The 26,114-nt window shown below is 72.1% G+C and carries 26 protein-coding genes and 1 tRNA gene; 8 read left to right on the top strand and 19 right to left on the bottom strand.

Going from position 1 to position 26,114, the window contains the following annotated elements:
* Position 1 precedes the first annotated feature (1 nt).
* The 3 genes from JOD95_RS03165 to JOD95_RS03155 all read left to right on the top strand — a co-directional run bounded on the left by JOD95_RS03165 (position 2) and on the right by JOD95_RS03155 (position 2,611).
* Positions 2-1,123 carry an AI-2E family transporter gene (locus JOD95_RS03165; RefSeq protein WP_209683390.1) on the top strand — a complete coding sequence of 374 codons (1,122 nt, stop codon included), beginning with the start codon at positions 2-4 and terminating at the stop codon, positions 1,121-1,123.
* Positions 1,120-1,938: a DUF1684 domain-containing protein gene (locus JOD95_RS16835; RefSeq protein WP_209682983.1), complete on the top strand. Its 819-nt coding sequence runs from the start codon at positions 1,120-1,122 to the stop codon at positions 1,936-1,938. Before JOD95_RS03165 ends, JOD95_RS16835 begins: the two co-directional genes overlap by 4 nt.
* 193 nt (positions 1,939-2,131) lie before the next feature.
* Positions 2,132-2,611, top strand: coding sequence for a DUF3145 domain-containing protein (locus tag JOD95_RS03155; protein ID WP_081984811.1), 480 nt, complete (start codon positions 2,132-2,134; stop codon positions 2,609-2,611).
* 315 nt (positions 2,612-2,926) lie between these two features.
* On the opposite strand, the gene JOD95_RS03150 is transcribed toward JOD95_RS03155, so the two are convergent.
* From JOD95_RS03150 to aceE, 6 genes are all read right to left on the bottom strand, one after another.
* Complete coding sequence (locus JOD95_RS03150; protein WP_066653928.1) at positions 2,927-4,171, bottom strand: beta-ketoacyl synthase; 1,245 nt, start codon at positions 4,169-4,171, stop codon at positions 2,927-2,929.
* A gap of 181 nt (positions 4,172-4,352) precedes the next feature.
* Positions 4,353-4,601, bottom strand: a complete 249-nt coding sequence (locus JOD95_RS03145; protein ID WP_058729431.1) for an acyl carrier protein — start codon at positions 4,599-4,601, stop codon at positions 4,353-4,355.
* 91 nt (positions 4,602-4,692) lie between these two features.
* Positions 4,693-5,748 (bottom strand): beta-ketoacyl-ACP synthase III, encoded by a 1,056-nt coding sequence (locus JOD95_RS03140; protein WP_200884140.1) that lies wholly within the window; start codon positions 5,746-5,748, stop codon positions 4,693-4,695.
* Entirely contained in the window at positions 5,745-6,737 is a 993-nt protein-coding gene (locus JOD95_RS03135; protein WP_251154965.1) for an ACP S-malonyltransferase, read from the bottom strand. Before JOD95_RS03135 ends, JOD95_RS03140 begins: the two co-directional genes overlap by 4 nt.
* Positions 6,738-6,826: 89 nt before the next feature.
* Complete coding sequence (locus JOD95_RS03130) at positions 6,827-8,029, bottom strand: CdaR family transcriptional regulator (protein WP_200884165.1); 1,203 nt, start codon at positions 8,027-8,029, stop codon at positions 6,827-6,829.
* A 34-nt stretch (positions 8,030-8,063) separates the two neighbouring features.
* Positions 8,064-10,808, bottom strand: coding sequence for a pyruvate dehydrogenase (acetyl-transferring), homodimeric type (gene aceE / locus JOD95_RS03125; RefSeq protein ID WP_209682980.1), 2,745 nt, complete (start codon positions 10,806-10,808; stop codon positions 8,064-8,066).
* Positions 10,809-11,045: 237 nt separating this feature from the next.
* On the opposite strand from aceE, the gene JOD95_RS03120 reads away from it, so the two are divergent.
* Positions 11,046-11,534: a peroxiredoxin gene (locus JOD95_RS03120; protein ID WP_066653934.1), complete on the top strand. Its 489-nt coding sequence runs from the start codon at positions 11,046-11,048 to the stop codon at positions 11,532-11,534.
* Positions 11,535-11,566: 32 nt separating this feature from the next.
* Complete coding sequence (locus tag JOD95_RS03115; RefSeq protein ID WP_209682977.1) at positions 11,567-12,439, top strand: alpha/beta fold hydrolase; 873 nt, start codon at positions 11,567-11,569, stop codon at positions 12,437-12,439.
* Between the two features lie 73 nt (positions 12,440-12,512).
* On the opposite strand, the gene JOD95_RS16830 is transcribed toward JOD95_RS03115, so the two are convergent.
* The 8 genes from JOD95_RS16830 to JOD95_RS03075 form a co-directional block, all read right to left on the bottom strand.
* Entirely contained in the window at positions 12,513-14,093 is a 1,581-nt protein-coding gene (locus JOD95_RS16830; protein WP_209682974.1) for an alpha/beta hydrolase, read from the bottom strand.
* On the bottom strand, positions 14,090-15,031 hold the full coding sequence (locus tag JOD95_RS03105) for an amino acid--[acyl-carrier-protein] ligase (protein ID WP_209682971.1): 942 nt from the start codon (positions 15,029-15,031) through the stop codon (positions 14,090-14,092). The genes JOD95_RS16830 and JOD95_RS03105 overlap by 4 nt, the downstream gene beginning before the upstream one ends.
* Entirely contained in the window at positions 15,028-16,242 is a 1,215-nt protein-coding gene (locus JOD95_RS03100) for an acyl-CoA dehydrogenase family protein (RefSeq protein ID WP_209682968.1), read from the bottom strand. The genes JOD95_RS03105 and JOD95_RS03100 overlap by 4 nt, the downstream gene beginning before the upstream one ends.
* The gene (locus tag JOD95_RS03095; RefSeq protein WP_209682965.1) at positions 16,239-16,526 is read right to left on the bottom strand and encodes an acyl carrier protein; all 288 of its coding nucleotides are present in this window, start codon (positions 16,524-16,526) and stop codon (positions 16,239-16,241) included. Before JOD95_RS03095 ends, JOD95_RS03100 begins: the two co-directional genes overlap by 4 nt.
* 93 nt (positions 16,527-16,619) lie before the next feature.
* On the bottom strand, positions 16,620-16,997 hold the full coding sequence (locus JOD95_RS03090) for a holo-ACP synthase (RefSeq protein WP_209682962.1): 378 nt from the start codon (positions 16,995-16,997) through the stop codon (positions 16,620-16,622).
* A gap of 89 nt (positions 16,998-17,086) precedes the next feature.
* On the bottom strand, positions 17,087-17,608 hold the full coding sequence (locus tag JOD95_RS03085; protein WP_209682960.1) for a hypothetical protein: 522 nt from the start codon (positions 17,606-17,608) through the stop codon (positions 17,087-17,089).
* A gap of 92 nt (positions 17,609-17,700) precedes the next feature.
* Complete coding sequence (locus tag JOD95_RS03080) at positions 17,701-18,696, bottom strand: aldo/keto reductase (RefSeq protein WP_209682957.1); 996 nt, start codon at positions 18,694-18,696, stop codon at positions 17,701-17,703.
* A gap of 64 nt (positions 18,697-18,760) precedes the next feature.
* Positions 18,761-19,318, bottom strand: a complete 558-nt coding sequence (locus JOD95_RS03075) for a hypothetical protein (RefSeq protein WP_209682954.1) — start codon at positions 19,316-19,318, stop codon at positions 18,761-18,763.
* Positions 19,319-19,401: 83 nt separating this feature from the next.
* Here JOD95_RS03075 and JOD95_RS03070 point away from each other — a divergent pair, with 83 nt between their 5' ends.
* Positions 19,402-21,156, top strand: coding sequence for an AMP-binding protein (locus tag JOD95_RS03070; RefSeq protein WP_245171412.1), 1,755 nt, complete (start codon positions 19,402-19,404; stop codon positions 21,154-21,156).
* Here the strand turns inward: JOD95_RS03070 and JOD95_RS03065 are convergent.
* The 3 genes from JOD95_RS03065 to JOD95_RS03055 form a co-directional block, all read right to left on the bottom strand.
* Positions 21,129-21,299: a hypothetical protein gene (locus tag JOD95_RS03065; RefSeq protein ID WP_158407745.1), complete on the bottom strand. Its 171-nt coding sequence runs from the start codon at positions 21,297-21,299 to the stop codon at positions 21,129-21,131. The two genes, JOD95_RS03070 and JOD95_RS03065, sit on opposite strands and share 28 nt — an antisense overlap.
* Positions 21,296-21,445, bottom strand: a complete 150-nt coding sequence (locus tag JOD95_RS03060) for a hypothetical protein (protein WP_158407746.1) — start codon at positions 21,443-21,445, stop codon at positions 21,296-21,298. The genes JOD95_RS03065 and JOD95_RS03060 overlap by 4 nt, the downstream gene beginning before the upstream one ends.
* A 79-nt stretch (positions 21,446-21,524) precedes the next feature.
* Positions 21,525-22,088 carry a MarR family winged helix-turn-helix transcriptional regulator gene (locus tag JOD95_RS03055; protein ID WP_209682951.1) on the bottom strand — a complete coding sequence of 188 codons (564 nt, stop codon included), beginning with the start codon at positions 22,086-22,088 and terminating at the stop codon, positions 21,525-21,527.
* A gap of 495 nt (positions 22,089-22,583) precedes the next feature.
* On the opposite strand from JOD95_RS03055, the gene JOD95_RS03050 reads away from it, so the two are divergent.
* A complete protein-coding gene (locus JOD95_RS03050) occupies positions 22,584-24,179 on the top strand; it encodes a long-chain fatty acid--CoA ligase (RefSeq protein WP_209682949.1) in 1,596 nt (531 codons plus the stop codon).
* Positions 24,180-24,400: 221 nt separating this feature from the next.
* Positions 24,401-24,473, top strand: a tRNA-Val gene (locus JOD95_RS03045).
* 380 nt (positions 24,474-24,853) lie between these two features.
* On the opposite strand, the gene JOD95_RS16825 is transcribed toward JOD95_RS03045, so the two are convergent.
* Positions 24,854-25,369, bottom strand: coding sequence for a recombinase family protein (locus tag JOD95_RS16825; protein ID WP_209683384.1), 516 nt, complete (start codon positions 25,367-25,369; stop codon positions 24,854-24,856).
* Between the two features lie 328 nt (positions 25,370-25,697).
* Positions 25,698-25,949, bottom strand: coding sequence for a DUF4190 domain-containing protein (locus tag JOD95_RS17050; protein WP_209682946.1), 252 nt, complete (start codon positions 25,947-25,949; stop codon positions 25,698-25,700).
* Positions 25,950-26,114 lie beyond the last annotated feature (165 nt).

The following is a 26,114-nucleotide window of genomic DNA, read 5'->3' as shown; positions in this document are numbered from 1 at the left end:
CCTGCCGCGACGACGTGAGACCCCCGACGACCACGCGCCGACCCCGAACGTGACGTTCGAGGCGACCCGGGTCGGCACCGGCGTGCGCGTGAACGCGTTCCGCATCGGCTTCATGGGAGCCCTGGGCGTGCTCATCGCCCTGCTGGCCGGCGTGATCGTCCAGCAGCTCAGCACGGTCCTGGTCTACATCGGCGTCGCGCTCTTCCTGTCGCTCGGCATCGACCCGCTGGTGTCCTTCCTCGAACGGTTCATCCCGCGCTGGTCGGCGATCACGATCGTCGTCGTGGGTGTCCTGTCCGCCTTCGCCGGCGTCGTGTTCGCGGTCGTCCCGATCCTCATCCAGCAGGCGACGAACCTCGTCCAGAACTTCCCGGAGATCGTCCAGGACATCTCGCAGCAGGAGTGGGTCCAGGACCTGTCACAGCAGTTCGCCGGCGCCGTCGACGTCAACCACGCGCTGGAGTCGCTGCAGTCCTTCGTGGAGGACCCGGGCAACCTCCTCAGCCTCGGTGGCGGGATCCTGGCGGTCGGCAGCGGCATCCTGTCCGGCATGACCGGCGCGATCATCGTCATCATCCTGATGCTGTACTTCCTGGCGTCGATGCGGGGCCTGAAGTCGATGGCCTACCGCTTCGTGCCGGCGACACGTCGGCAGAACTTCGTCGACGTCAGCGAGCAGATCACCCAGGCCGTCGGCCGCTACGTCGTCGGACAGATCAGCCAGGCGCTGATCAACGGCATCCTCAGCCTCGTGTTCCTGCTCATCATCGGTGCACCGCTGCCCGTGCTGCTGGCGACCTTCGCGTTCCTGGGCTCGCTCATCCCGCTCGTCGGCACCCTCGCCGCGGCGGTCGTCATCTCCCTGCTCTGCCTGTTCGCCTCGCCGGCCACGGCGCTCGCGGCCGCGATCTACTACCTCGTCTACATGCAGGTCGAGGCGTACCTCATCTCCCCGCGCATCATGTCGCGCGCGGTGCAGGTGCCGGGCGCCCTGGTGGTCATCGCCGCGGTCGCCGGTGGCACGATCGGCGGGGTCCTCGGGGCGCTCGTCGCCGTGCCGGTCGCCGCGTCGGTGATCATCATCGTGCAGAAGGTCATCTACCCCCGCCAGGAGCAGTCGTGAGCACGGTCGACCCGGACCTGGCCGAGCACGTCGCGGCCCGCGATGCCTGGGCCCGCAGCGCGCGCGGCCCGCTCGCCCTGGTGAACGCGCAGCACGTCGACCGCCCGCAGCCCGTGTGGCCGGTCGCCGGGCAGTGGGCGCCGGTCCCCGGCGGTCTCACCGTCACCGCCGCGGCGGCGGACGGCGTCGTGGTCGACGGCGTCCCGGTGGACGGTACGGTGCTGGTCGCCGGTGACACCGCCGTCGTGCCGTCGAGCGTCGCCTTCGCCGACGGGCTCGCCGGCACGGTGCACGGCTCCACGCTGCGCGTCTGGGACCCGGCCTCCGACGCGGTCTCCCGCTTCGCACGCATCGCCCGGTTCGCCCCGCGGCCGGGCGGGTGGGTCACGGCCGGCAGGTACGAACCCTGGTCCGGTCAGGAGGCACCCGGTCACCTCACCGACGCCGCCGGCGACCCCCTGCCCGTCGCCGGGACGATCGAGACCACGGTGGACGACGTTCCCGTGCGGCTCACCGCGGTGCGGTCCGCGCCGTACCACGGCCGGCCGCGGTTGCAGCTCATCGTGCAGGACACCACCAGCGCCCTGCCCGAGAGCGACCCGGGCAGCTCGTACTCGATGGGACGCTTCCTGTACCTGCCCGAGCCCGACGGCGCGGCCGAGGTCGCGCTCGACTGGGACCGGCTCGTCCTGCCGCCCTGCGCGTTCTCGTACCAGTACGCCTGCCCGGTGCCCCCGGAGGAGAACCGCCTCCCGGTCGCACTCACCGCGGGGGAGCGGCACCCCGTCGACGAGCAGGGCGCCGTCCTGCACTGAGGCCCGCCCGGTCCGCCCGCGCGGTCTGCTGGCCGGGTGTGGCGTTCCCAGCGCGGACGCTGCATAATGGGCGTGTCCGCAGGGACATCACAATCTGATACCGATGGTTCCGCTACCGGGACTCCGCACCACAGGTCGATGGGGAAGTCGCACCTGACGAAGCGGAGGAATCGTGAACGGAACGACGACAGGGGTGCTGTACGTGCACTCCTCACCACGCGCGCTCTGCCCGCACGTCGAATGGGCGGCCGGTCGCGCGATGAGCCGCGCCGTGAACTTCTCGTGGCTCGACCAGCCCGCACTCGACGGCTCCCGCCGGACGGAGTTCACGTGGACGGGCCAGGTCGGCACCGGTGCGGCGATCGCCTCTGCCCTGCGCGGGTGGGAACACCTGCGCTACGAGGTCACCGAGGAACCGACCGCGCAGTCCGACGGCGGGCGGTGGATGCACACGCCCGACCTCGGCGTCTTCTTCGCGCAGACCGACGTGTCCGGCAACATGGTCGTCCCCGAGGACCGTGTGCGCTACGCCATGGAGGTCGCCGGTAGCAACGCCCTCGAACTCCACCGCGAACTCCGTCTCGCCCTCGGGCAGGCCTGGGACGACGAGCTCGAGCCCTTCCGGCACGCGGCCGAGGGCAACCCCGTCGTCTGGCTGCACCGCGTCGGCTGACCCCTCCCGCGCCCTCCGCACCACTCGGACGCCGCCCGCTCCCTCCGGAGTCGGCGGCGTCCGTCGTCCCCGCGTGCGGCACGCCTGTCGTCGAGGAGCTGTGCCCTTGGCCTCGTTCAGGTCGCACGACGTGCCGCCTGCGGACGTCCCGGTCGCAGGACACGCCGTCGTCGCGGAACATGAGCGGCAGGTCCTGGGACCGGAACGGCCCGGGCACCGGCGGCCGATGGACGGGCGGCTCCCCGTGACGGACGGAGGCCCGCCCTGCGGACGCAGGACGGGCCTCCAGGCCGACGACGGGTCGGCGACGACGGATCAGGCCGTGCGGAACGCCACCACGGCGTTGTGCCCGCCGAACCCGAACGAGTTGCTCACCGCGAGCAGGTCGCCTGCGGGCAGCTCGCGCGGCGCGGTCGCGACGTCCATCACGATCTCCGGGTCCTGCTCGGTCAGGTTGATCGTCGGCGGCGCGACGCGCTGGTGCAGCGCCATGACCGTGAACGCGGCCTCGATCGCACCGGCACCGCCGAGCAGGTGCCCCGTCGACGCCTTGGTGGCCGAGACGACCACGTTGTCGAGGTGGTCGCCGAAGACGCGGCGCATCGCGTGGTACTCGGCCACGTCGCCGACCGGGGTCGAGGTGGCGTGGGCGTTGACGTGGACGACGTCCTCGCGGGCGGCGTCGGCGTGCTCGAGCGCCGTGATGACCGCGCGGGCGGCGGCGCTGCCCTCGGGGTCCGGCGCGGTGATGTGGAAGGCGTCCGAGGTGATCCCGGCACCGGCGACCTCGGCGTAGATCGTCGCGCCGCGGGCCTCCGCGTGCTCCTTCGACTCGAGGATGAGCGCTGCGGCGCCGTCGCCGAGCACGAAGCCGTCGCGCGTGACGTCGTACGGACGCGAGGCCGTCTCGGGGGAGTCGTTCCGTCGCGAGAGTGCCTGCATCGCGGCGAACGCGGCGAGGGGCAGCGGGTGCAGTGCGGCCTCGGCGCCACCGGTGATGACGATGTCGGCGTCGCCGTCGGCGATGTGGCGGTAGGCCTCGGCCAGCGACTCGGTGGACGAGGCGCAGGCGGAGAGGTACGTGCGGGCACCGCCGCGCGCGCCGAACTCCATCTCGATGGCGGCGGCGGGGCCGTTCGCCATGAGCATCGGGACCGTCATCGGCATGACGCGACGCGGACCCTTCTCGCGCAGGGTGTCCCAGGCGTCGAGGAGCGTGTTGACGCCGCCGATGCCGGTCGCCCAGTCGACGACGAGGCGCTCGGGGACGACGGTCTCGGGGTCGATGCCGGCGTCGGCCCAGGCCTCACGAGCGGCGACGAGCGACAGCTGCGACGAGGGGTCGAGGCGCTTGGTCTCCGGGCGCGTGAGCTGGTCCGTGAGGAAGCGGCGTGCCTGGCCGGCGAACTCGACGGGGATCTCGAGCGACGAGTAGCGCTCGTCCTCGATGCGGGTGATGCCGGACCCGCCGGCGAGCAGCGCGTCCCAGGTCTCCGGGGCGGTCGCGGCGAGGGGTGTGATCGCACCGATCCCGGTGACGACGACGGTCTTCTTGGTCATGGAACGACGTGTCTTTCGTGTGGACTGGTCGAGCGCCGGTGGACGCCCGTCCGTGTGGTCGAGCGCCGGTGGGCGCCCGTCCGGTGTGGTCGAGCGCCGGTGGGAGCTCCACCGCTGGTGGACGAGGTGAGCGCCGCGGCCCGCGGGATGTGCGCGGTCCGCGGCGCTCAGGAAGCTCGCGTCAGGCCTGGGCCTTCGTGATGTAGTCGACGGCGTCGCCCACGGTCTTGAGGTTCTTGACCTCTTCGTCCGGGATCTTCACGTCGAACTTCTCCTCGGCGTTCACGACGATGGTCATCATCGAGATCGAGTCGATGTCGAGGTCGTCGGTGAACGACTTGTCGGCGGCGACGGTGTCGGTCGCGATGCCGGTCTCGTCGTTGATCAGCTCGGCCAGGCCGGCGAGGACTTCTTCGTTGGACAGGGCCATGGGTGTTCTCCTTGAGGGGGGTGTCGTTTGACCGTGGACCAGCCTAGGGCACGAGTGGTACGGGTGCCCGGAGCCGAGCCGGGATGGGGGACTAGGGGAGGACGACGACCTGCGCGCCGAACACGAGACCGGCACCGAAGCCGATCTGCAGCGCGAGACCGCCGGAGAGCTCGGGGTGCTCCTCGAGCAGGCGGTGCGTGGCGAGCGGGATGCTCGCGGCGGAGGTGTTGCCGGTGGTGGTGATGTCGCGGGCGATCGTCACCGTCTCGGGCAGGCCGAGCTGCTTGGCGAACTCGTCGATGATGCGGATGTTCGCCTGGTGCGGCACGAACGCGGCGAGGTCCTCCGGACGGACGCCAGCGGTCTCGAGCGCCTGCCGCGCGACCTTGACCATCTCCCAGACGGCCCAGCGGAACACCGTCTGACCGGCCTGGCGCATCGTGGGACGCGGGGCTCCGGCGGCCCACTCGTTGTACGTCGCCGTCATGCCGATGGCGTCCCACTTCGAGCCGTCCGAGCCCCAGATCGTCGGGGCGATGCCGGGGAAGTCGCTCGGGCCGACGATCGCGGCACCCGCACCGTCACCGAGCAGGAACGAGATCGAGCGGTCGGTCGGGTCGACGACGTCGCTGAGCTTCTCGGCCCCGACGACCAGCACGTGGTCGGCGAGCCCGGACTTGATGAACGAGTCGGCCTGGGCGATGCCGTACGCGTAGCCGGCGCAGGCCGCGCTGACGTCGTAGGCCGCCGCGGGCGTCGCGCCGATGCGCTCCGCGAGCAACGACGCCATCGACGGCGTCGCCACGGTGTGGGTGACGGTGCTGACGAGCACGACGCCGACCTGCTCGGGCGTGATGCCGGCCTTCTCGATGGCCTCGCGCGCCGCGGCCTCGGCCAGGTCGACCGCCTCGACGTCGGCGCCGGCACGCTTGCGCGTCACGATGCCGGTGCGCTGGCGGATCCACTCGTCGGAGGAGTCGATCGGACCGACGAGGTCCTCGTTCGGCACGACGTGCTCACCGCGGGCGGCACCGAACGCCATGATGCGGGTGTACTCGTGGCCGCGACGCTGCTGCAGCACCGGACGGGAGGCGCGGGGCGCGTCGGTCCCGTCGGCTGCGGGGGACGGCGTGGTGGCGTCGGTCATGCGGTTGCGTCTGCTTCCTCGCCTGCGGGCTGCTCGCCCACCGGCTGATCGTCCGGGACGGCTGCTGCGCGCGCGTCCTGCTCGAGGAGCTCGACGGCGGCGGGCAGGTCGTCGGGGGTCTTGACGGCGACGGTGGGCGTGCCGCGCAGGCCACGCTTGGCCAGCCCGACGAGCGCGCCCGCCGGCGCGAGTTCGATGATGCCGGTGACACCGGCGGCGGAGAAGGACGCCATGACGGCGTCCCAGTGCACGGGGTTCGCGATCTGGCGGACCATCAGGTCGACGAACCGTCGGCCGTCGTCCACGCGCGATCCGTCGGCGTTCGTCCAGATCGGCAGCGTCGGGTCCTGCACCGACGCCCCGGCCGCGACCGGTCCGACCCGGTCGACCGCGGGGGCCATGTACCGCGTGTGGAAGGCGCCGGCGACGGCGAGCGGCACGACCCGGGCGCGAGCCGGCGGATCGGCGGCCAGTGCTGCGACGGCGTCGGCGGGACCGGCGACGACGGTCTGGCCGCCGCCGTTGTGGTTGGCCGGCACGAGCCCGTGCTGCTCGAGGGCTGCGGCGACCGCGTCGGCGTCGCCGCCGAGCACGGCGGCCATCGACGTCGGCTCCAGCGCTGCGGCGTCCGCCATCGCCCGGCCGCGCTCGGCGACCAGCGCGACGGCGTCGGTCGGCTCGAGGATCCCGGCGACACCGGCGGCGGTGAACTCGCCGACCGAGTGTCCGGCGACGCCGCCGACCAGGGCACGACGGCCGTCGGCGAGCAGAGCGTCGGCGGTGACGAGCCCGGCAGCCACGATGAGCGGCTGCGCGAGGGCGGTGTCCTTGATGGTGTCCGCGTCGGAGTTCGTGCCGTGCTCGACGAGGTCGACGCCGATCGCCTCGGACCACGCTCCGACGCGGTCACGGACGGCGGAGTCCTCGAGCCAGGGGGCGAGGAAGCCGGGGGTCTGGGAGCCCTGTCCGGGCGCGACGACGACGATCACCGGTCAATCCTCGTCGCCGCGCCGCCGTCGGCCCGTGTGGACATCCGACAGCGATCCGGCGGGGACGTTGTGCGATCCCTACCGTCGGGTCAGCGACGCGGCGGCAGGCGCCGTCGACCGGCGTTCGACTCGGACATCGCGCCGAGGATGAGCGCCGACTGCACGATCAGGGCGTCACGCGCGTGGGTGGCGTCCCACCCGATGACGTCGGCGACGCGGCGGAGCCGGTAGCGCACGGTGTTCGGGTGCACGAACAGCTCGCGCGCCGTCGCCTCGAGCGACCGGCCGGTGTCGAGGTAGCACCAGAGCGTCTGCAGGAGCTCGGTCGACTGGTCCTTGAGGGGGACGTAGATGCGCTGCACCAGTGCCGACCGAGCGAGCGGGTCACCCGCCAGGGCCCGCTCCGGCAGCAGGTCGTCGGCGAGTGCCGGACGGGGAGCACCGCGCCACGCCCGTGCGACGGCGAACCCGGCGAGGGCGCCCTTCGCGCTGGTCGAGGCGTCGACGACCCCGGGGACCTCGTTGCCGAGCACCAGGTGCCCCTCGCCGAACGACGGTTCGAGGGCCTGGGCGATGGCGGTGAAGGACACCGGCTCCTCGCCCTCGGGGACGTCGTCACGCGGGGTGGCCCGCCCGATGACGACCACGAGCCGAGAGCCCTGCACGCCGATGAGCACGTCGGCGTCCATGTGGCGCGCGGTGCGGCGGATCTGGTCGACCTCGAGCTGCTTCGGTGCGTTCCCGACGAGCACCGCGACCTCGCCGTGGCCGTGCCAGCCGAGCGCTGCGATGCGGGAGGGCAGCTCGTCGTCGTACTCGCCCGACAGGATCGAGTCGACGACCAGTGCCTCGAGCCGGGCGTCCCACAGGCCGCGGGCCTCGGCGGCGCGGGCGTAGACGTCGGCCGCTGCGAAGGCGATGTCCCGCGAGTACTTCAGGATCGCTTCCTGGAGCATCTCGTCGTCCTTCGCGCGCTCCTCGACCACGGTCACCACGACGCGGATGAGCTGCAGCGTCTGCTGCAGGCTCACCGAACGCAGGAGCTCGCGCGGGGCGGACCCGAAGACGTCGGCGGCGGCGATCCAGGGGGTCGACGCGGTGCCCTCGAGCCAGGAGATGAACGAGGTGATCCCCGCCTGGGCGACGAGGCCCACGGCGGACCGCCGCCCCGGGGGCATCTCGCTGTACCAGGGCAGGGTGTCCTCGAGCCGCTTGATCGTGGCGGTCGAGAGTTCGCCCGACACCTGCCGGAGCCAGGAGAGCGCGCGTTCGCGGTCCCTCTCCTGGCCCACGGCAGCGTCGGTGCGGGGTGTGCTCACCAGCGGATCAGGCCTCTCCGCCCGCGCTGCCGGTCGTGCCGGCGTTGACGTCGTGCAGGCGGTACTTGTCGATCGCCTGCTGGACGACGGCGTGGTCGACCTTGCCCTGCTTCGCGAGCTGCTGCAGCGTGCGCACCACGACGGACGGACCGTCGATGTGGAAGAAGCGGCGTGCCGCCGGACGGGTGTCCGAGAAGCCGAAGCCGTCGGCACCGAGCGTCGCGAAGTCGGTCGGGACGAACGGACGGATCTGCTCCTGCACGGCGTGCATGAAGTCGCTCACCGCCACGACCGGCCCCTCGGTGCCGAGCAGGCGCTCGGTCACGTACGGGGTGCGCGGCTGCTCGTTCGGGTTGAGGAACGCCTGCTGCTCGGCGTCGAGACCGTCACGGGTGAGCTCGCCCCAGCTCGTGACGCTCCAGACGTCGGCGGACACGCCCCAGTCCTCGGCGAGGAGCTGCTGCGCCTCGAGGATCCACGGCACCGCGACCCCGGACGCGAGCAGCTGGGCCTTCGGGCCGTCGTGTTCGCTCGGCTTGAGCAGGTACATGCCCTTGACGATGCCCTCGACGTCGACGCCCTCGGGCTCGGCGGGCTGCACGAGCGGCTCGTTGTAGACCGTCAGGTAGTACATGACGTTCGGGTCGTCGTGGGACGGCGAACCGTCCTCGTTCGTCCCGTACATGCGCTCGAGGCCGGACCGGACGATGTGCCCGATCTCGTAGCCGTAGGCCGGGTCGTAGGACACGACCGCCGGGTTCGTCGCCGCGAGGAGCGGCGAGTGACCGTCGGCGTGCTGCAGGCCCTCGCCGGTCAGCGTGGTGCGCCCTGCGGTGGCACCGATCATGAAGCCGCGGACCATCTGGTCACCGGCGGCCCAGATCGCGTCGCCGGTGCGCTGGAACCCGAACTGCGAGTAGAAGACGTAGACCGGGATGAGCGGTTCGCCCTGCGTCGAGTACGAGGACCCGACGGCGGTGAAGGCCGCGAGGGCGCCCGCCTCGTTGATGCCGACGTGGATGATCTGGCCCTGCGGGCTCTCCTTGTAGGCCAGGAGCAGCTCGCGGTCCACCGACGTGTAGTGCTGGCCGTTCGGGTTGTAGATCTTCGCGGTCGGGAAGTACGCGTCCATGCCGAACGTGCGCGCCTCGTCCGGGATGATCGGCACCACGCGGTTGCCGAAGTCCGGGGAGCGGAGCAGGTCCTTCAGCAGGCGGGCGAACGCCATGGTCGTGGCGACCTCCTGCTTGCCGGAGCCCTTCTTCACGACCTGGTACTTCGACTCCTCCGGCAGCGTGAACTGCGTGTACTTCGTCCGACGCTCCGGCACGTACCCGCCGAGCTCCCGGCGACGCTCGTGCATGTACTGGATCGCCTCGTCGTCGTGACCGGGGTGGTAGTACGGCGGGGTGTAGGGGTCCTCGTCGAGCTGTGCGTCGGAGATCGGGATGCGCATCTCGTCGCGGAACTGCTTGAGGTTGTCGAGCGTGAGCTTCTTCATCTGGTGGGTCGCGTTGCGCCCCTCGAAGCTCGGGCCGAGGCCGTAGCCCTTGACCGTCTTCGCCAGGATGACCGTCGGCTGGCCCTTGTGCTCGGTCGCGGCCTTGAACGCGGCGTAGACCTTGCGGTAGTCGTGCCCGCCGCGCTTGAGGTTCCAGATCTGGTCGTCCGTGTAGCCCTCGACGAGCTCGAGCGCCTTCGGGTCGCGCCCGAAGAAGTTCTCGCGGACGTAGGCGCCGTTCTCGGCCTTGTAGGTCTGGTAGTCGCCGTCCGGCGTCGCGTTCATCAGGTTGAGGAGCGCGCCCTCGGTGTCGCGGGCGAGCAGGTCGTCCCACTCGCGGCCCCACACGACCTTGATGACGTTCCAGCCCGCGCCGCGGAAGAACGCCTCGAGCTCCTGGATGATCTTGCCGTTGCCGCGGACGGGTCCGTCGAGGCGCTGGAGGTTGCAGTTGATGACGAAGTTCAGGTTGTCGAGCCCGTCGTTCGCCGCGACCTGCAGCTGCCCGCGCGACTCGACCTCGTCCATCTCGCCGTCGCCGAGGAACGCCCAGACCTGCTGGTCGGAGGCGTCCTTGATGCCGCGGTTGGACAGGTACTTGGCCTGCTGGGCCTGGTAGATCGCGTTGATCGGGCCGATGCCCATCGACACGGTCGGGAACTGCCAGAAGTGCGGCATGAGGCGCGGGTGCGGGTAGGACGACAGTCCACCGCCCGCGTGCGACTTCTCCTGGCGGAAGCCGTCGAGCTGGTCCTCGCTGAGGCGGCCCTCCATGTAGGCGCGGGCGTACATGCCGGGGGAGGCGTGGCCCTGGAAGAAGACCTGGTCACCGCCGGACGGGTGGTCCTGCGCGCGGAAGAAGTGGTTGTAGCCGACCTCGTACATCGCGGCGCTCGACGCGTACGTCGAGATGTGCCCACCGACCGCGACGCCGGGGCGCTGGGCGCGGTGCACCGTGATCGCGGCGTTCCACCGGATCCACCGGCGGTAGCGGCGCTCGAGTTCCTCGTCACCGGGGAACTCCGGCTCGTCCTCGGGCGCGATCGTGTTGACGTAGTCGGTCGTCGGGACCATCGGCACGCCGAGGTGCAGCTCGTTCGAGCGCTTCAGCAGGCTCTGCATGATCTCGCGGGCCCGCTGGTGGCCGTGCGTCGCGACGAGTCCGTCGAGCGACTCACGCCACTCTGCGGTCTCCTCCGGGTCCTGGTCGGTCCCTGCGGTGCTGCGCGGGTCCTGGTCGTTCACCGTCACCCTTGACCTCGTTCGTTCTCGTGGTGGTGGACATGGGGGCCACCGATGGTCGGGTCACGACCGGTCGGAGCCCACACCACCTTAGGCCCCACGACCGACGCCTTCGCTGATGGTGTCGTGCAGGTGGTACTTGCGTCCTGGTGCGGTCGGCGTACGATTGCCGATCGTGCACGGACGACCCGCACGTGCGCACGCGACACGGGCACACCCCACGCCCGAGGAAGAAGCAGCGCACCGATGGCCCTGGAGATCGGCTCCCTCGCGCCGGACTTCGAGCTCCCGAACCAGTTCGGCGAGCACGTCCGCCTCAGCGACTTCCGTGGCGTCCGCCCGGTCGCCCTCGTCTTCTTCCCGCTGGCGTTCTCGTCCGGCTGCACGAACGAGCTCTGCACCCTGCAGGACAACATCGCGATGTTCGAGGACCAGCGGGTCGAGCTGATCGGCATCTCCGTCGACTCGAAGGCGACGCTCCGCTCGTTCGCCGAGACGCACGGCTACGACTTCGAGCTGCTCGCCGACTTCTGGCCGCACGGCGCGGTGTCGAAGGAGTACGGCGTGTTCCTCGACAAGAAGGGCTTCGCGACCCGCGCGACGTTCGTCATCGACGTGCACGGTCGCATCAAGGCGTCGATCATCACCGAGCCCGGGCTGCAGCGCGACGTCGCCGAGTACCGCGAGGCGCTCGACCGTCTCGCCGCGTGCACCGCGCCGGTCCCGGTCGCCTGACCGTCCCCGCGAGCCCCTACGCACCCTGGCCGGTGACCGACGCGGCCGCCGCGTGGTCGCTCCGACGCACCACGGTGCCCACCGGCAGCGGGCCCGTGGTGGTGCACCACCGTCCCGGTGCCGACCCGGTGCTGCTGCTCCACGGCGTGGCGGGGTCGTGGACGACCTGGACGCCGTTGCTGGCCGCCGCCGGTGGTGTCGGCGCGCGGGGTCTCGTGCTCGTCGACCTGCCCGGGTGGGGGTCCTCGCCGGCGCCCGCGGGGCCGTTCACCGTGGACGACGGCGTCCGCGTGCTGCTGGAGGTCCTCGACGCCCTCGCCGTGGGGTCGGTCGACGTCGTCGGGCACTCGATGGGCGCGTTCGTCGCGCTCCACCTCGCCGTGGTCGCTCCCGAGCGCGTCGGGTCGCTCGGGCTCGTGTCGGGCACGACGATCGCGACCGTGCGGGCCTCCGGCCGACCCTGGCGTGCGCTCGCGTCCCTCCCCGCGTTCACGCTGCTGCGGGCCGGGCTCCTCGTGACGGGTCGTCGGGCGAGGGCGATCCTCCGTGGCACCGCCCGCGTCGGACTCCTGCCGCTCGTCGCCGCACCCGTGTTCGCGCACGTCCGTCGACTGGACCCGAGTGTCCTCGACGCCTTCGTCGACGAGTTCCGGCCCGAGCGCTTCACGGCTGCCGCCCGGGACGCCGCCGGCTACGACGTCGACCGCTGGCGCTCGGTCGGCTGCGCGGTGACTGCGGTGCTCGGCCGCGGGGACGTCTTCGCCCGGGTGTCCGACCTCGACGACCTGCGCGGCCTGGTGCCGGGAGCCCGGACGGCCGTGCTCGACGACTGCGGGCACTTCGCACACGTCGAGCACCCCGGTGCCGTGGCGGCGTTCCTCGGACTCACCTCCGCACCGGCCTGACGGGTCGGGCCGTTCCGCAGCGGTCGTCCGACGGCGCCGCGCCCCCAGCGCGGCCGTGCGAGCGCGGCCCTGCTCAGCCCGCCACTGCCCCGGCGGGGAACGTCTCCGCGATGCGGGACCGCACCTCGGTCACCACCGCGCGTCGCATCGCCGGCGAGAACAGCGCGTGGTCGCCGTCCGGGACCTCCACGACCGAGACCTTCGCACCCCAGCGGCGGACGGCGCGACGGCCGCCGTACCGCTCGAAGCGTTCGATGTCCTCCGGCGCCGCGACCACGACGACGTCAGTGCCGTGCTCGACGATCGGGCCGAGGTGCCCGACGACGCCGCCGAGCGCCCCGCGGCGGGCGATCGCGTCGCGGACCCGCGCCGGGACGAGGCGGTTGTAGGGAGCGCGGAGCGCGCGACGGAGCCGGGATGCGTCGGCCACCGCCTGCGCGGACCCGGCGTACGAGCCCGGAGCCGCGGGCGTGCGGCGGTAGTCGTTCGGACTGATCTCCACCACGAGCCGCGGGTGCTCGTCGACCGCGCGGCCGGCGAGCCACGCACCGGCGCACATGCCGACGATGGCGAGCCGCTCGGAGGGGACCCGCAACGCCGCGACCACCTCGTGCTGGTCGTCGACCCACTCCTGCGCGAACAGGAAGGCGTCCTCGTCGGCGCGCACGTCCGAGCTCTCCCCGGTACCCCGCCGGTCGACGCGCACGACGCGGGCGCCGTCACGGGCCAGCGTCCGCGCGAGGGCGACCTGGTAGTCGACGGCGCCGGTCCGGTGCTCGGCGCCGCCGTTGTGGAGCAGCACCACCGGGGCGTCCTCGTCCTGGGCGGAGGACACGGTCTCGACGGCGAAGAGCCCGTCCGGGCCGATGTTGAGCACCCGCTCGGACACGCGGTCGTCGACGTCCAGCACCTCGTCGAGCGCGGGCGGGGTCGTCGGAGCAGCGGTGGCGGGTGCCCAGGCGTCCAGCCGACCGACCACGGCGTCGACGGCGTCCGCCGGGATCCGGGCGTCGATGCTCGTGCCGTCGAGGAGCTCGGCGGTGCCGTCCACCTCGAGGACCTCGACCGGGCCGAGTCCGCGCGGCGGGACGGCACCAGGGCGGACGACGGCGACCGTCGTCGCGGAGCGTGGCGCGTACGCCAGGGCGCCGACGACGGCGGTCTCGGCGGGTCCGAGGTCGATGCCCACGAGCGACTCGACCCCGTCCACGATCCGGTCGGGGCCGATCGTGATCGTCGCGAGCGCCCGCTGCCGTCGCAGCCAGGCACGTCCGGACGCCGGGGCGTCCCAGACGACCAGGGCGTCGTCGTCACCGACGGCGGCGGCCGCGACCAGGGCTGCCGAGGCGAGACCCACGAACGCGATGCGCTCGACCCCCGACCGGCGCAGCACCGCCGCGGCGGCGCGAGCGGACCGCACCTGCGCGTCGGGGTCGCCGTCGTCCGCGGAGTCCCCACGTCCGGACGGGTCGTAGCGCACCGAGGCCACGCCACGGGCCTCCAGGCCGTCCGCCAGCAGCCGCAGCGTGCGGTAGGCGATGACGCCCTCCTGCCCGAGCGGCGGGCAGAGGACCACGCCGGCGCGTGCGGTCGGCGGGAGCTGCACGGCGAGGCGCAGCGCGGGCGACCCCGACCAGCCGTGGTGGGTGGTCACAGCGCCAGGGCGGCGCGGACGTCGGTCGTCCAGCGGTCCGGGTCGGTGCCGTGCGCGGCGAACAGGGCGATCGTGATGCGCTCGAGGCCGAACGCGGTGCAGGCGCTGTGGGCCACCTCGCCGTCGGCGGTGCGGAGACCGAACGACGTGCCGAAGTGGTCCTCGTGCAGGTTCGCCGACGAGATCGCCGTCGCCTCGTGCTCGGGCCCGTACACGGGGGTGACGAACTCGTACTTCAGCGACTGCTCGACCTGGTTCCGGGCGAGCATCTGGCCGACACGACCGAAGAACGGGTCGTTCGCCGGGACGACGTCGATCGCCAGGCCGAAGGACTCGAGCAGGGCGCGCATGCCCGGGGTGCGGCCGTCGCGGTGCGCCTTCGCCGACTCGGGGGTGCCGACGTGCACGAACTCGTGCATGTGGAAGGCCTGCAGTCGCATCGGGTCGAGCGAGGGCTCGCGGCGGAACGAGTCGCCGACGATGTCGAACGTCCGACCACCGGCCGGCACCGTGTCACCGATCAGCCCGTACAGCGGGTGGCAGACGGCCGGGGTCAGCATGAGGTCGGCGGGCTCGAGGAACGACTCCCAGCGCTCGCCGCGACCCCGGGCGGCCAGCAGTGCGCGGTGCGTCCGGTCGTCGCCGGTGAAGCCGGAGATCGACGCGGCGAGGTCCGGGAACGACGCGATGTAGTCCGTCCGCTCGAACGCGGCGAGCGGCTCGACCGGCGGGAAGCGCAGGACCTCGGCGTCGAGGTCGGCCTGGCTCCGCACGACGGCGGCGTCGACCGCGCCGTACACGCGCTCGAAGACGCCGGTGCGGCCGTAGAGCCCGGGGGAGCCGAGGTCGACGAGGACCCGGTCGGTGAGCAGACGTCCGCGCAGGTCGGCGCGCGCGGCGTCGAGGTCGGACGTGGTGGTGTGGTCGGTGATGGTCACAGGAGTGCTCCGCTCATGAGTGCCAGTGCGGCGTCGTTCTGCAGGAGCCGGTCGTTGCTCACCATGACGGCGGCTCCGTGGGCGTCCCGGAGGTGTCGGGCGATGCTCAGCGGCCCGGTCGCGGCGAACCCGGCGATGCCGACGATGCGCATCGCGGTCGTCACGATGTCGACGACCCGCTCCGATGCGGCGATCTTCAGGGCGTTGGCGGCGAGTGCGTACGCGGGGGAGCCGAGCACCGTCGCGTCGTCGGCGGACCGGTCGAAGCGCTCCGCGGCGTGGCGGACCGCGTCCGCGAGGGTCTGCAGCTCCACCAGGAGCTCGGCGAGCCGGAGGGCTCCCGGCGGGGTCGTCCCGACCGCGGCCCGCGCCTGCTTCCGCACGGCCTGCCGGGCGCGTTCGGCGGCGCCGGCGGCGATGCCGGTCCAGACCGACGCCCACAGCACGTGCGAGACCGGCAGGACCGTCTGCGCCGAGATCGTCGCGTAGTCGTCGCGGAGCACCCGGTCCTCGTGGGTGTCGGCGTCGAGCACCCAGCCGTTGCTGCAGGTGCCGCGGAGACCGAGGGTGTCCCAGGTCGAGGTCTGCGTGAGGGTCGTGTCCTCGGGCAGACAGACGACGAGACGCTGGTCCGAGGGCGCGGCGTCGGGGTCGCGACGGGCGGTGACGAACACCGCGTCGGCCTCGGTCGCGTAGGAGATGACGGGCGCCTCCTTGTGCAGGTGGATGCGACCAGCGGTGGAGACCTCGATGGCGCAGGTGCTCCGGCGCGCGTCGCCACCGATGCCCTTCTCGGTCGTCGAGGACGCCACGAGCGCTCCGGCCAGGACGGCCTCGGTCATCGCGGTGACACCGAGGCCGACGCCGCCGTGCCGCCAGAGCGCCATCGCCTGTCCGTGGTGCATCGCGAAGACCATCCCGGTCGCGGCGCACGCCCGCCCGAGGGCCGTGGCGATCGTCGAGAGCTCGGCGAGGGTGGCTCCCTCGCCGCCGAGTGCGGTCGGGACGGCGGCCGCCAGGAGGCCGTGCTCCTTCATCGCCGCGATCGCCTCGCGGGGCGGTCGGGCGTCGCGGTCGACCTCGTCGGCGTGCCGGGCGGCGACCTCGGCGACGAGTGCGGCGCGGAGGGCGAAGCGGTCGACGGGCGTGGTCGCTCCGGTCGTGTCCGGGCCGACGGGGACCGACGGGTCGTCCAGGACGGGGGTGCTCACGCTGCTGCCTCCGCGGCGGCCGCGATCGACTCGATCGTGGCGAAGGTCGAGCGGTGCAGCACGGCGTCGGGGAACTCCACGTCGAGCTCGTTCTCCACCGCGAGCATCACGTTCACGGTGGCGTGCGAGGTCAGGCCGAGCGCGTACAGGTCGGCGATCGAGGCGATGTCGGACGCGTCGACGGTGAGGTGTCCGTGGTCGGCGAGGGCCCGTCGGACGGCCTGCTCGGCGCCGGGCGCGGCGAGGGCGACGGGGGCGGGTGCGGAGGTCGGGTCCTGGTGCATGCGAGCAACGATAGGGAGCATGCGGGCCCGGAAAACCGCCGTGCACGTGCGTGATCCCGCACGTGCGCCGCAAGGAACGCGGGACCGGGTCGGTCAGCGTCGGGACAGCGCCACGGCGGTCGCCAGCGCCAGCCCCCGTTCGTGTGACAACGACACCGCGACCGGTCCGCAGCCGACCGCCGCGGCGAGCTCGGCGGCGCGGCCGGAGAGCTCGACGACCGGGGCGCCGGCGGCGTCCAGCACCACCGCGACGTCCGTCGGGGGGACCGCGTCGCCCGGCGCGGGTCGCAGCAGCTTCAGCACGGCCTCCTTGCCGGCGAAGCGGGCGGCCAGACGCTCGGGGTCGTCACCGCAGTCGGCGCGCTCGCGGTCGGTGAACACCCGCGACAGGTAGCGCTCGCCGTGTGTGGCGATGCCCGCGACGACGTCCTCGACCGCCGCGAGGTCGGTACCGGTCCGGATCGTCGTCACGGGTGCAGCGTACGGCTCGCAGCCACGCGGTGGCACCACGGCGTCGCCGCGTGGCCGCGAGCCGCCCCCGACCCCGGTGACGACCCCCGTCAGCGGTACTGCGGCGGCCAGTCGAACGGCGCCGGCAGGTGCGGCACCTCGCCGATCGTGGTGACGACGAGCACGACCTCGCGACGGTTCGTCAACGCGATCGACCGCGGGTTGCCGAGGTACCGGTGTCCGTCGACCCAGGTCGTCAGCTCCCCGTGCAGCCCGCCGACGTGCCCCGCGCCGAGCGAGACGTCCCACTCGTCGAAGAACTGCCCGAGTGTGAACGTCTGCCGGGTCGGCGACTCGACGTGCAGGATGCCGGAGGTGTCGTGGGTGTGGAGCTCGGCGGCGAACCGCTCCCGCGACGAGTGCCCGACGTCGCCCGGGACCGTCACCGGTGTCGAGCCGTCCAGGATCGTCAGGTGCGTGTGCACGTGCTCGGCGAGCGGTTCGCCCCAGACGTTCCGCAGGCCCGCCGCTTCGGCGCGCGTCTGCAGGTCGGTCGGTGCCGGCCAGGGAGGCGCGGTGCGGGTCGTCCCCGCCGCCGGTCCCGTGCAGAGGGTGAGCAGGAGGACGGCCACCGCCGCGACGAGCGTGACGACGACGCTCCGGGGCGCCGTCCGCGCACCGCCCGTCCGCGGGGCCCGGCCGGTTCGCGTGCCGGGCCGGCGGCTCACCACCGGTCGTGCACGGTGGCGCGGAACCACCGGTCGTAGAGCTCGTGCACCGTGCTGTCGAGGGCGCCGAGGTCGAGTGCGCCGCCGTCGACCAGGTCCGGTGCTCCGGCGTTCGAGCGGGCCTGCTCGGGGTTCCTGGCGCCCGGGATGGCGGCGGTGACGCCGTCCTGCGCGACGATCCACGCGAGCGCCGCCTGCGGGACCGAGATGCCCTCGGGCAGCGCCGCCGCGAACGCCCGGGCGGCCTGCACGCCGTCCGCGAAGTCGACGCCGCTGAACGTCTCGCCCTGGTCGAAGGCCTCGCCGTGACGGTTGTAGTTGCGGTGGTCGCCCTCGCTGAACGTGGTCTCGGTCGTGTACTTCCCGGAGAGCAGTCCCGATGCCAACGGCACGCGCGCGAGGATCCCGACCCCTGCCTCTCGTGCGGCCGGCAGCACGCGGTCCAGCGGCTTGAGCCGGAACGCGTTGAGGATGACCTGCACGCTCGCGACGTGCGGGCGGGCGATCGCGGTGAGCGCCTGGTCCGCGGTCTCGACGGAGACGCCGTACGCGGCGACCGACCCGTCGGCGACGAGGGCGTCGAGGGCGTCGTACACGGCGTCGTCCTCGAAGACCGCGGTCGGCGGGCAGTGCAGCTGCACGAGGTCGAGGGTGTCCTGCCGGAGGTTGCGCCGGGAGCGGTCGACCCACTCGCGGAAGTTGGCCGCGACGTAGTTCGCGGGGACCTGGTCGGCGCGTCGACCCATCTTGGTCGTCACGGTGAGCGGCACGTCGGGGTTGGCCTGTCGCCATGCCCCGATGAGCTGCTCGCTGCGACCGTCGCCGTACACGTCGGCGGTGTCGAAGAGGGTGACGCCGGACTCGACCGAGGCGTCCATCACGGCGGCGGCGTCCTGCTCGCTGACGGGACCCCAGTCACCGCCGAACTGCCAGGTGCCGAGGCCGACGACGGACACGGAGCGGCCGGTGCGGCCGAGGGTGCGACTCTGCATGCGGACGAGCGTAGTCACGGCAGCCGCGGACGTCCCGTGACGATCCCCGGGGCGCAGGGCCGGCTCAGGACTCGGTCGGTCGGGACTCCGTCGGGTACGGCTCGGTCCCGACCCCGCGACGGAGCAGTGCCCGTGCTGCGCGGGCGCAGGGGACGACCCAGAGCGCGGACCACGCGCCGATCCCGACCCAGAGCGCGACGAGCAACCCCGTCAGGAGCGGGCCGTGCTGGTCCGCCATCGAGAGCGTCATCGCGGTCCAGAGCACGCAGAGGACGATCTTGCCCCAACCGGCGCCCTCGCGGTCGGCCTGCGCCTGCAGCGCCGGGACCCACTCGTCGGCCGTGACCCCCGGCGGCACACGCTGTTCCGCGACCCATCGCTGCACGGCCGCCGATCGCTCGTAGCCGCCGGCGGCTCGCCAGGCCCGCAGCTGCGTCCAGACGCCGATGGCCGCACCGGCGATCCCCGCGGGCACACCGACCCCGACGAGCAGCGCCGTCGTGGTCGTCAGCCAGGACGACGCGACGAGCACCGCGAGCACCACGCCGAAGGCCGCGCCGGCCACGGCGCTGCCGAGGAGCCGCAGCCGCCCGGACTCGTCCACCACACCGACACCGTCCACGAGGACGACGCTACCCGCGACGGACGACCGTCCGCTGCGAGCGCGCGGGGTGCCCGGTGGGGCATGATCGACCGGTGTCCTCCCTGAACCCGACCGCCGTGTACCGCGCCGCCCGTGACGAACTGCTCGCGGTCCTCGACGAGCACGACACCGAGCGTGCCGAGGCCGCCCGACGTGCGTTCCGCTGGCCCGACCTCGGCCGGACATTCAACTGGGCGACCGACTGGTTCGACGTGGTCGCCCGTGGGAACGACCGCGTGGCGCTGTGGATCGTCGACGAGGACGGCGGCTCGCGCACGACGTACGCCGAGATGGCCGCCCGCTCCGACCGGCTCGCGGTCCGCCTGGACCGGCTCGGGGTCCGGAAGGGCGACCACGTGCTCCTGATGCTCGGCAACCAGCTCGAGCTGTGGGAGACGATGCTGGCGGTGATGAAGCTCGGCGCGGTCATCCTGCCGACCTCGACCATGCTCGACACCGTCGACCTGCAGGACCGCATCGACCGCGGCGGCGTCGCGCACGTCGTCACGAACCACGGGGAGACGCCGAAGTTCGACGGGGTGACGGGTGCTCCGTCGCGCATCGTGGTCGGGGGAGCGGTCGACGGCTGGACGTCCTACCCGGACGACCTCGGTACCCCGGCGCCGACGGACGAGGTGCGGCCCGTGGTCACCACGAGCACCGACGACCCCTGCCTGGTGTACTTCACGTCGGGCACCACCTCGCGGCCGAAGATGGTCGTGCACACGCAGGCGTCGTACCCGGTCGGCCACCTCAGCACGATGCACTGGCTGGGACTCCGGCCCGGCGACGTGCACCTGGCGATCAGCTCACCGGGGTGGGGCAAGCACGCCTGGAGCTGCTTCTTCGCGCCGTGGATCGCCGAGGCGACCGTCTTCGTGTACGACACGCCGCGCTTCGACCCGGCCGGGCTCCTCGCGCAGCTCGACGAGGCCGGCGTCGACACGTTCTGCGCGCCGCCGACCGCCTGGCGGATGCTCCTGCAGTCCGACCTCGGACCGAGGCCGCGCGCGCTGCGCGAGGTGGTGTCCGCGGGCGAGCCGCTCAACCCCGAGGTGATCGCCCGTGTCCAGGCGGCCTGGGGCCTGACGATCCGCGACGGCTACGGCCAGACCGAGACGACGGCGATCATCGGCAACGTGCCCGGTGGGGCGGTGACGCCCGGTGCGATGGGTCGTCCGCTGCCCGGGGTGGCCGTGACGCTGCTCGACCCGCTGACCGGGCGCGTCGGGGACGAGGGCGAGGTCTGCCTCGACCTGACCGAGCGGCCGACGAACCTGATGGCCGGGTACCTCGGCGACCCGGAGCGCACCGCCGACGCGATGCGGGACGGCTTCTTCCACACCGGCGACATCGCGGTCCGCGACGCGGACGGGCAGCTGACCTTCATCGGCCGGACCGACGACGTCTTCAAGTCCTCCGACTACAAGGTGTCGCCGTTCGAGGTCGAGAGCGCCCTGCTGCAGCACGACGCCGTGGCTGAGAGCGCCGTCGTCCCCGCACCGGACGACGCACGGCTGAACGTCGTGAAGGCCTACGTCACGCTCGCGGCCGGGTGGGAGCCGACGGCCGAGACCGCTCGTGCGGTGCTCGAGCACGCACGGGTCGCGCTCCCGGCGTACGCCCGGGTCCGCCGGGTCGAGTTCGGGCAGCTGCCGAAGACGATCTCGGGCAAGATCCGACGGGTCGAGCTCCGCGAGCGCGAGGAGTCCGCGGCGTCGGGCGGTGTGTCGGTCGAGGGGGAGTGGCGGGACGACCAGTTCCCGGAGCTCCGTTCGGTGGGACGGGCTCAGGCAACGCGGAAGAAGTCGCCGTAGGTCGGCTCGGGCGGGACGTCGCCGTGCGTGCGGTGGTGCACGAGGGCGTCGATCTCGTCGGGGTGCCGCAGGCCGCGGCGGTGCCACTCGTGGGGGTGGCGCTGGAGTTCGCGGAGGTCGTTCGCGGTGCGCACCGTGCTCACGCCCCGAGGGTGACGACGGTGACGGCAGCGGTGGCGACGGTCACGGCGACGATGCCGAGGCTGGTCGCCAGGGTGGCGAGGACCCGTCCGCGGGCTGCCTCCCGGACCTCGGAGAACTGCGAGTGCGTCGCGTCGATGGTGCTCATGGCCGGCCCTTCCCGTGCTGTGGGTCGCCGCCGATCGGCGACTGGGGCCAGCTTGCTCCGATTTCTCTAGTTTGTCTAACTACCGAAGTGGATGCGTACGCATATCGGCCATCGCACCCGGGCGGGCGGCGCCGTCGGCCTCGTCCGCGGGTGAGTCGGCGCCCATCGCGTCGATCACCTCGGCGAAGAACGCCTGCATCTCGACCACCGTCTGCGGCGACAGCCGGTCGGCCGCGGCGATCATCCGGGCGTGCACGTCGGTGAGTTCGGACCGGACCTCGTCGTCGCTGTGCACGGTCGCGACCAGCAGGGCGCCGCGGCCGTCCGCCGGGTCCGGCCGGCGTTCGGCGTGCCCGCTGGAGACGAGCCGCTTGACGACGGCCGTGGTCGACGCCGACGTGATCCCCAGGTGCGCGGTCAGGTCGCCCGGCCGCACCGCGCGGCCCTGCTCCGCGGCGCGCAGCAGGAAGCGGACCGCCTCCATGTCGGTCGCGTTCATCCCCATCGACCGGCGCTTGCGCTCGCGCATCGCGACCTCGGCGGCGCGGTAGCGCCGCATCGCGGTGAGCAGTTCGACACCGGTCCTCGCCGGCCGGTCCGGGTACCAGTACCCGGACGTCCCGTGCGTGCCGTCCTCGGTCATCGCAGCCTCCTCACCTCGTTCGCCCGACAGTACCGAGCCGGTCCGGGCGCGCGGGGCGCACCGGGGTACGTGACGAGGGTCGGCGACCCGCGACACCGGTCCCGACCGCTCACGACCGGACCACGCGGCGGACGGGAGGCGCGAGGCGGGTCGGCCACGGGCCTCCCGTCCGGCACGCACCGGCTCACTGCCGCGGAGCGGCTCGTCCCGCAGCGGTCTCGTCCCGACGCGCGGACGAGGACCGGGTGCGGCGGCCGATCCGTGACCCGAACACAGACCGGCCGCCCGTGCCGTGGTGCCTGACCCGCACCACGACGTCTCGATTGAACACGATCCTGCTGTGAGCGCAAGCCCACAGTCGCTGCGCGCACTGCGTGCAGCCGACGTCCAGACACGCGGTCGCCGGGCGCGCCGGAGATCGCGCGTCCGGACCGAGGAGGCCCGAGCGCCGTAGGCTCCGTGAGGAGAACTCGTCACGGGAGACGGAAGGCCGGCATGACCAGCACCACCACCAGCAGCCACCCCGCACCCGGCGCCGCACACGGCGCCCGGACGACCCAGGCCACCGCCTCCGTCGCCGCGATCCTCGCCGAGTCCGCGGCGCGGTTCCCGGACGACGTCGCGGTCGTCGTGGGGGACCAGCGGACCACGTACGCCGAGCTGTGGCAGCAGACCCTCGCCTACGCCGGCGGCCTCCGCGTGCGCGGTGTGCGCGAGGGCGACCGCGTCGCGATGCTCGTGCCGAACGTCGCCGACTTCCCGCGCGTCTACTACGCCGTCCTCGCGCTCGGCGCCGTGGTCGTGCCGGTGCACGCGCTGCTCAAGCGCGGGGAGATCGAGTTCGTGCTCCGCGACAGCGACGCCCGACTGCTCGTCTGCGCAGCCCCCCTGCTCGGCGAGGGTGGCGCCGGGGCAGCAGCCGCCGGCGTCGACGTGCTCAGCGTGCTCTCCCCGGCGGACGCCGAGGGCGCTCCGGACCGACTCGAGACCGTCGCCACGGCGAGCGAACCGCTCGACACCTACGTCCCGCGCCACCCGTTCGACACCGCCACGATCCTGTACACGAGCGGGACGACCGGGCAGCCGAAGGGCGCCGAGGGCTCCCACTTCGCCCTGCTCGAACAGGTCAACACGTGCCTGCTCACGACCTTCGACATGCGTCGGGGCGACGTCCTGCTCGGTGCGCTGCCGCTCTTCCACACCTTCGGGCAGACCTGCACCATGAACACCGGGTTCCGCGCCGGCGCGACGATCGTCATGCTGCCGAGGTTCGACGGCGACGCCGCACTCGCGGCCATGGTCGAGCACGACACGGCGATCTTCATGGGCGTTCCGACGATGTACATCGCGCTGCTCGACGCCGCGACCCGGTCCGAGGCCCGACCGCACCTGCGGTACGCGATCTCCGGCGGGGCATCGCTGCCGCTCGCCGTGCTCGAACGGTTCCAGCAGGTGTTCGACGCGCCGGTCCACGAGGGGTACGGGCTCACCGAGACCTCGCCGGTGGCGTCGTTCAACCACGTCGGGGCCACCCCGCGCCCGGGCACCATCGGGACGCCGATCTGGGGTGTCGACATCGAGATCGCCGACCCCGAGGTCACCGACCGCACCGTCCTGCTGCCCCGCGGTGAGATCGGCGAGCTGGTGATCCGCGGCCACAACCTGATGAACGGCTACCTGAACCGACCCGAGGCCACGGCCGAGGCGATCGTCGACGGGTGGTTCCGCACGGGCGACCTCGGGCGGAAGGACGACGACGGGTACCTCAGCATCGTCGACCGCACGAAGGACATGATCATCCGCAACGGCTACAACGTGTACCCCCGGCAGGTGGAGGAGGTCCTCGCCGCCCACCCGGACGTCACGATGGCCGCCGTGTTCGGGATCCCGCACGAGGTGCACGGGCAGGAGGTCGCCGCGGCGGTCGTGCTCCGTCAGGGCGCCGAGGTGACCTCGGAGGAGCTGATCCGCTTCGTCGCCGACGAGATCGCCGTGTACAAGTACCCGCGGGTCGTGCACGTGGTGGATGCGCTGCCGCTCGGTCCGAGCGGGAAGGTGCTCAAGCGGGAGCTCGTCGAGCGGTTCGGCTGAGCGCCCCGCGGCGGGGTCGTCGGTCCGGAGCGCGGCTCGCGCTCCGGACCGGTCGCGATCGTGCTCGCGGCCGACCGTCGCCGACGTCAGCGGGCGCGTGGACCGGGCGCCGCCCGGCGGCGGCGTTGCTCGTCAGCCGTGGCCACGACGAGGAACACCGCCCCGATCACCGCAGGACCGTGGACAGGGTGTTCCCACCGAGCGTCTAGGATCGACTCCGGGGGCCTTTAGCTCAGCTGGTAGAGCGCCACGTTTACACCGTGGATGTCGTCGGTTCGATCCCGGCAGGGCCCACGCAGAAACCCCAGTTGAGGCGTCTTTCGGTGGTGCCGGAGGGCAGCTTCTCGAAGGCTGATCACAGCAACTGCCGGTGAGCTGCCGGTGGCAAATCTGAGAGCGCGGGGATCGCGGTGTCCGCGACGCGATCGACGGTGTGCGGAGCCGCCTCGTACCGCCGTGCCCATCGCTCGGCACGCTACAGGACATGCGCGTTACTCGGTGGCGCGGTCGCCCGCTCTAACCACGGTATGGCGAGCGCCTCCACGTAGCGATGTTGACAGCACGGTGACTGAGGCGGACGGTCGGCCACGCCGCTACTACTCGCTGACTGCCTCGGGCCATTCCCGCCTTGAAGCGTTCAGCACTAACTCCACGTCGCTCCGCTCATCCCGGTTCTACTCGCCCCCTTGCTCGTGCGGTGGAAGCGGTGGTGGCTCGTCTCGGTCCTGGCGCTGACCGCCTACGTTCTGTACCTCGTGGCGCTCGTTGTCGTCGTCGCCGCCGCGCCGACAAACCTTCTCACCGACAAGGGCCCCGTGACCCTCCACGGTCGCGGCATCCACCCGCCGGAGCTCGAGCACAAGGGTCGCACCTACCGCGCGACTGGCGGTGCCCACGAGGCCAACGGGCCGACGAAGTACTCCTACTTCCCGGTCGACTTGCTTGTCCGTCAGCCGGCGCACGAGCCGGCGGAGGTCGTCGAGGTTGCGGGCGAGTCGATCCATCGAGTGCACCAGCACCGTGTCCCCGTCCCGGACGAACCCAATCATCGCTTCAAGTTGCGGACGGTCGACGTCCTTCCCCGACGCCTTGTCCTCGAACACGCGATCCAGCGCGATCCCGTCGAGCTGCCGCACCGTGCTCTGATCCAGTGTGCTCACCCGCACGTACCCGACCCGCTGACCCGACACCACGCCTCCGACCCTCATCTGTCAGGTTGGAGTCTGCGACCCGCAGATGGTGATGTCAGAGAACGTCGAACTGGACCCTATTCGGACGCGAAACGCATGCAGGGCCTGACGTCCAGTTGAGGTGTACTTCAAATACACACCCTGCCCCTACTCCTGTAGAAAAAATGCGGCACCTCGGTAGAGGTTCGCATCACCCACCGACTCGCGGCCTGGTGCAGACAGCGTCCTAACACGACATGTCGAACGGCCGGTCGCCTACACGGGGGACCGGCCGTTCGATGAGAAGTGCTGACTGCCGGTCATCGCGGCGACCGGCACCTCCCACGTCCTAGAACATGTGCTGAACGATATCCGGTGCCACGAGTAGGAACGGCAGCACGTACAGGGCCGTCACTATCCCACCGATTACGATCGCTGCCGTAGCAATTCCTGCCCCTCGTTCGCTGCTACGACGAATCTGTGATCGCGCGACAAGACCAAGCACCAAACCGGCAGGTGCGACCACAAAAGTAAAAATCAAGGCGGTGATCGCGACTAAATTGACTTGAGGCGGCACAGAATCAGTACCAGGTTCCGTCATCGGATGCACTTGTTCACCTAATATTCTTCACAAGAACACCATTGCGAATCGGCGGTGATTCGCATTTCCTTCATAGAGGTAACACCAGCGCCCTTGGCCGATACGCGGACATCACAAATCTCCATTGCAATCATTGGCCGTTCCTCGAGATCCGCCCGTGGAGGT

This window comes from Curtobacterium sp. 1310, assembly GCF_017834105.1.
Lineage (GTDB): Bacteria > Actinomycetota > Actinomycetes > Actinomycetales > Microbacteriaceae > Curtobacterium.
This window is presented reverse-complemented; position numbering and strand designations above follow the sequence as displayed.

Coding starts and splice junctions, on each gene's coding strand:
- JOD95_RS03150 (WP_066653928.1), bottom strand. CDS start 4,171: ATGACCAAGAAGACCGTCGTCGTCACCGGGATCGGTGCGATCACACCC.
- JOD95_RS03145 (WP_058729431.1), bottom strand. CDS start 4,601: ATGGCCCTGTCCAACGAAGAAGTCCTCGCCGGCCTGGCCGAGCTGATC.
- JOD95_RS03140 (WP_200884140.1), bottom strand. CDS start 5,748: ATGACCGACGCCACCACGCCGTCCCCCGCAGCCGACGGGACCGACGCG.
- JOD95_RS03120 (WP_066653934.1), top strand. CDS start 11,046: ATGGCCCTGGAGATCGGCTCCCTCGCGCCGGACTTCGAGCTCCCGAAC.
- JOD95_RS03095 (WP_209682965.1), bottom strand. CDS start 16,526: ATGCACCAGGACCCGACCTCCGCACCCGCCCCCGTCGCCCTCGCCGCG.
- JOD95_RS03080 (WP_209682957.1), bottom strand. CDS start 18,696: ATGCAGAGTCGCACCCTCGGCCGCACCGGCCGCTCCGTGTCCGTCGTC.
- JOD95_RS03060 (WP_158407746.1), bottom strand. CDS start 21,445: ATGAGCACCATCGACGCGACGCACTCGCAGTTCTCCGAGGTCCGGGAG.
- JOD95_RS03055 (WP_209682951.1), bottom strand. CDS start 22,088: ATGACCGAGGACGGCACGCACGGGACGTCCGGGTACTGGTACCCGGAC.
- JOD95_RS03050 (WP_209682949.1), top strand. CDS start 22,584: ATGACCAGCACCACCACCAGCAGCCACCCCGCACCCGGCGCCGCACAC.
- JOD95_RS17050 (WP_209682946.1), bottom strand. CDS start 25,949: ATGACGGAACCTGGTACTGATTCTGTGCCGCCTCAAGTCAATTTAGTC.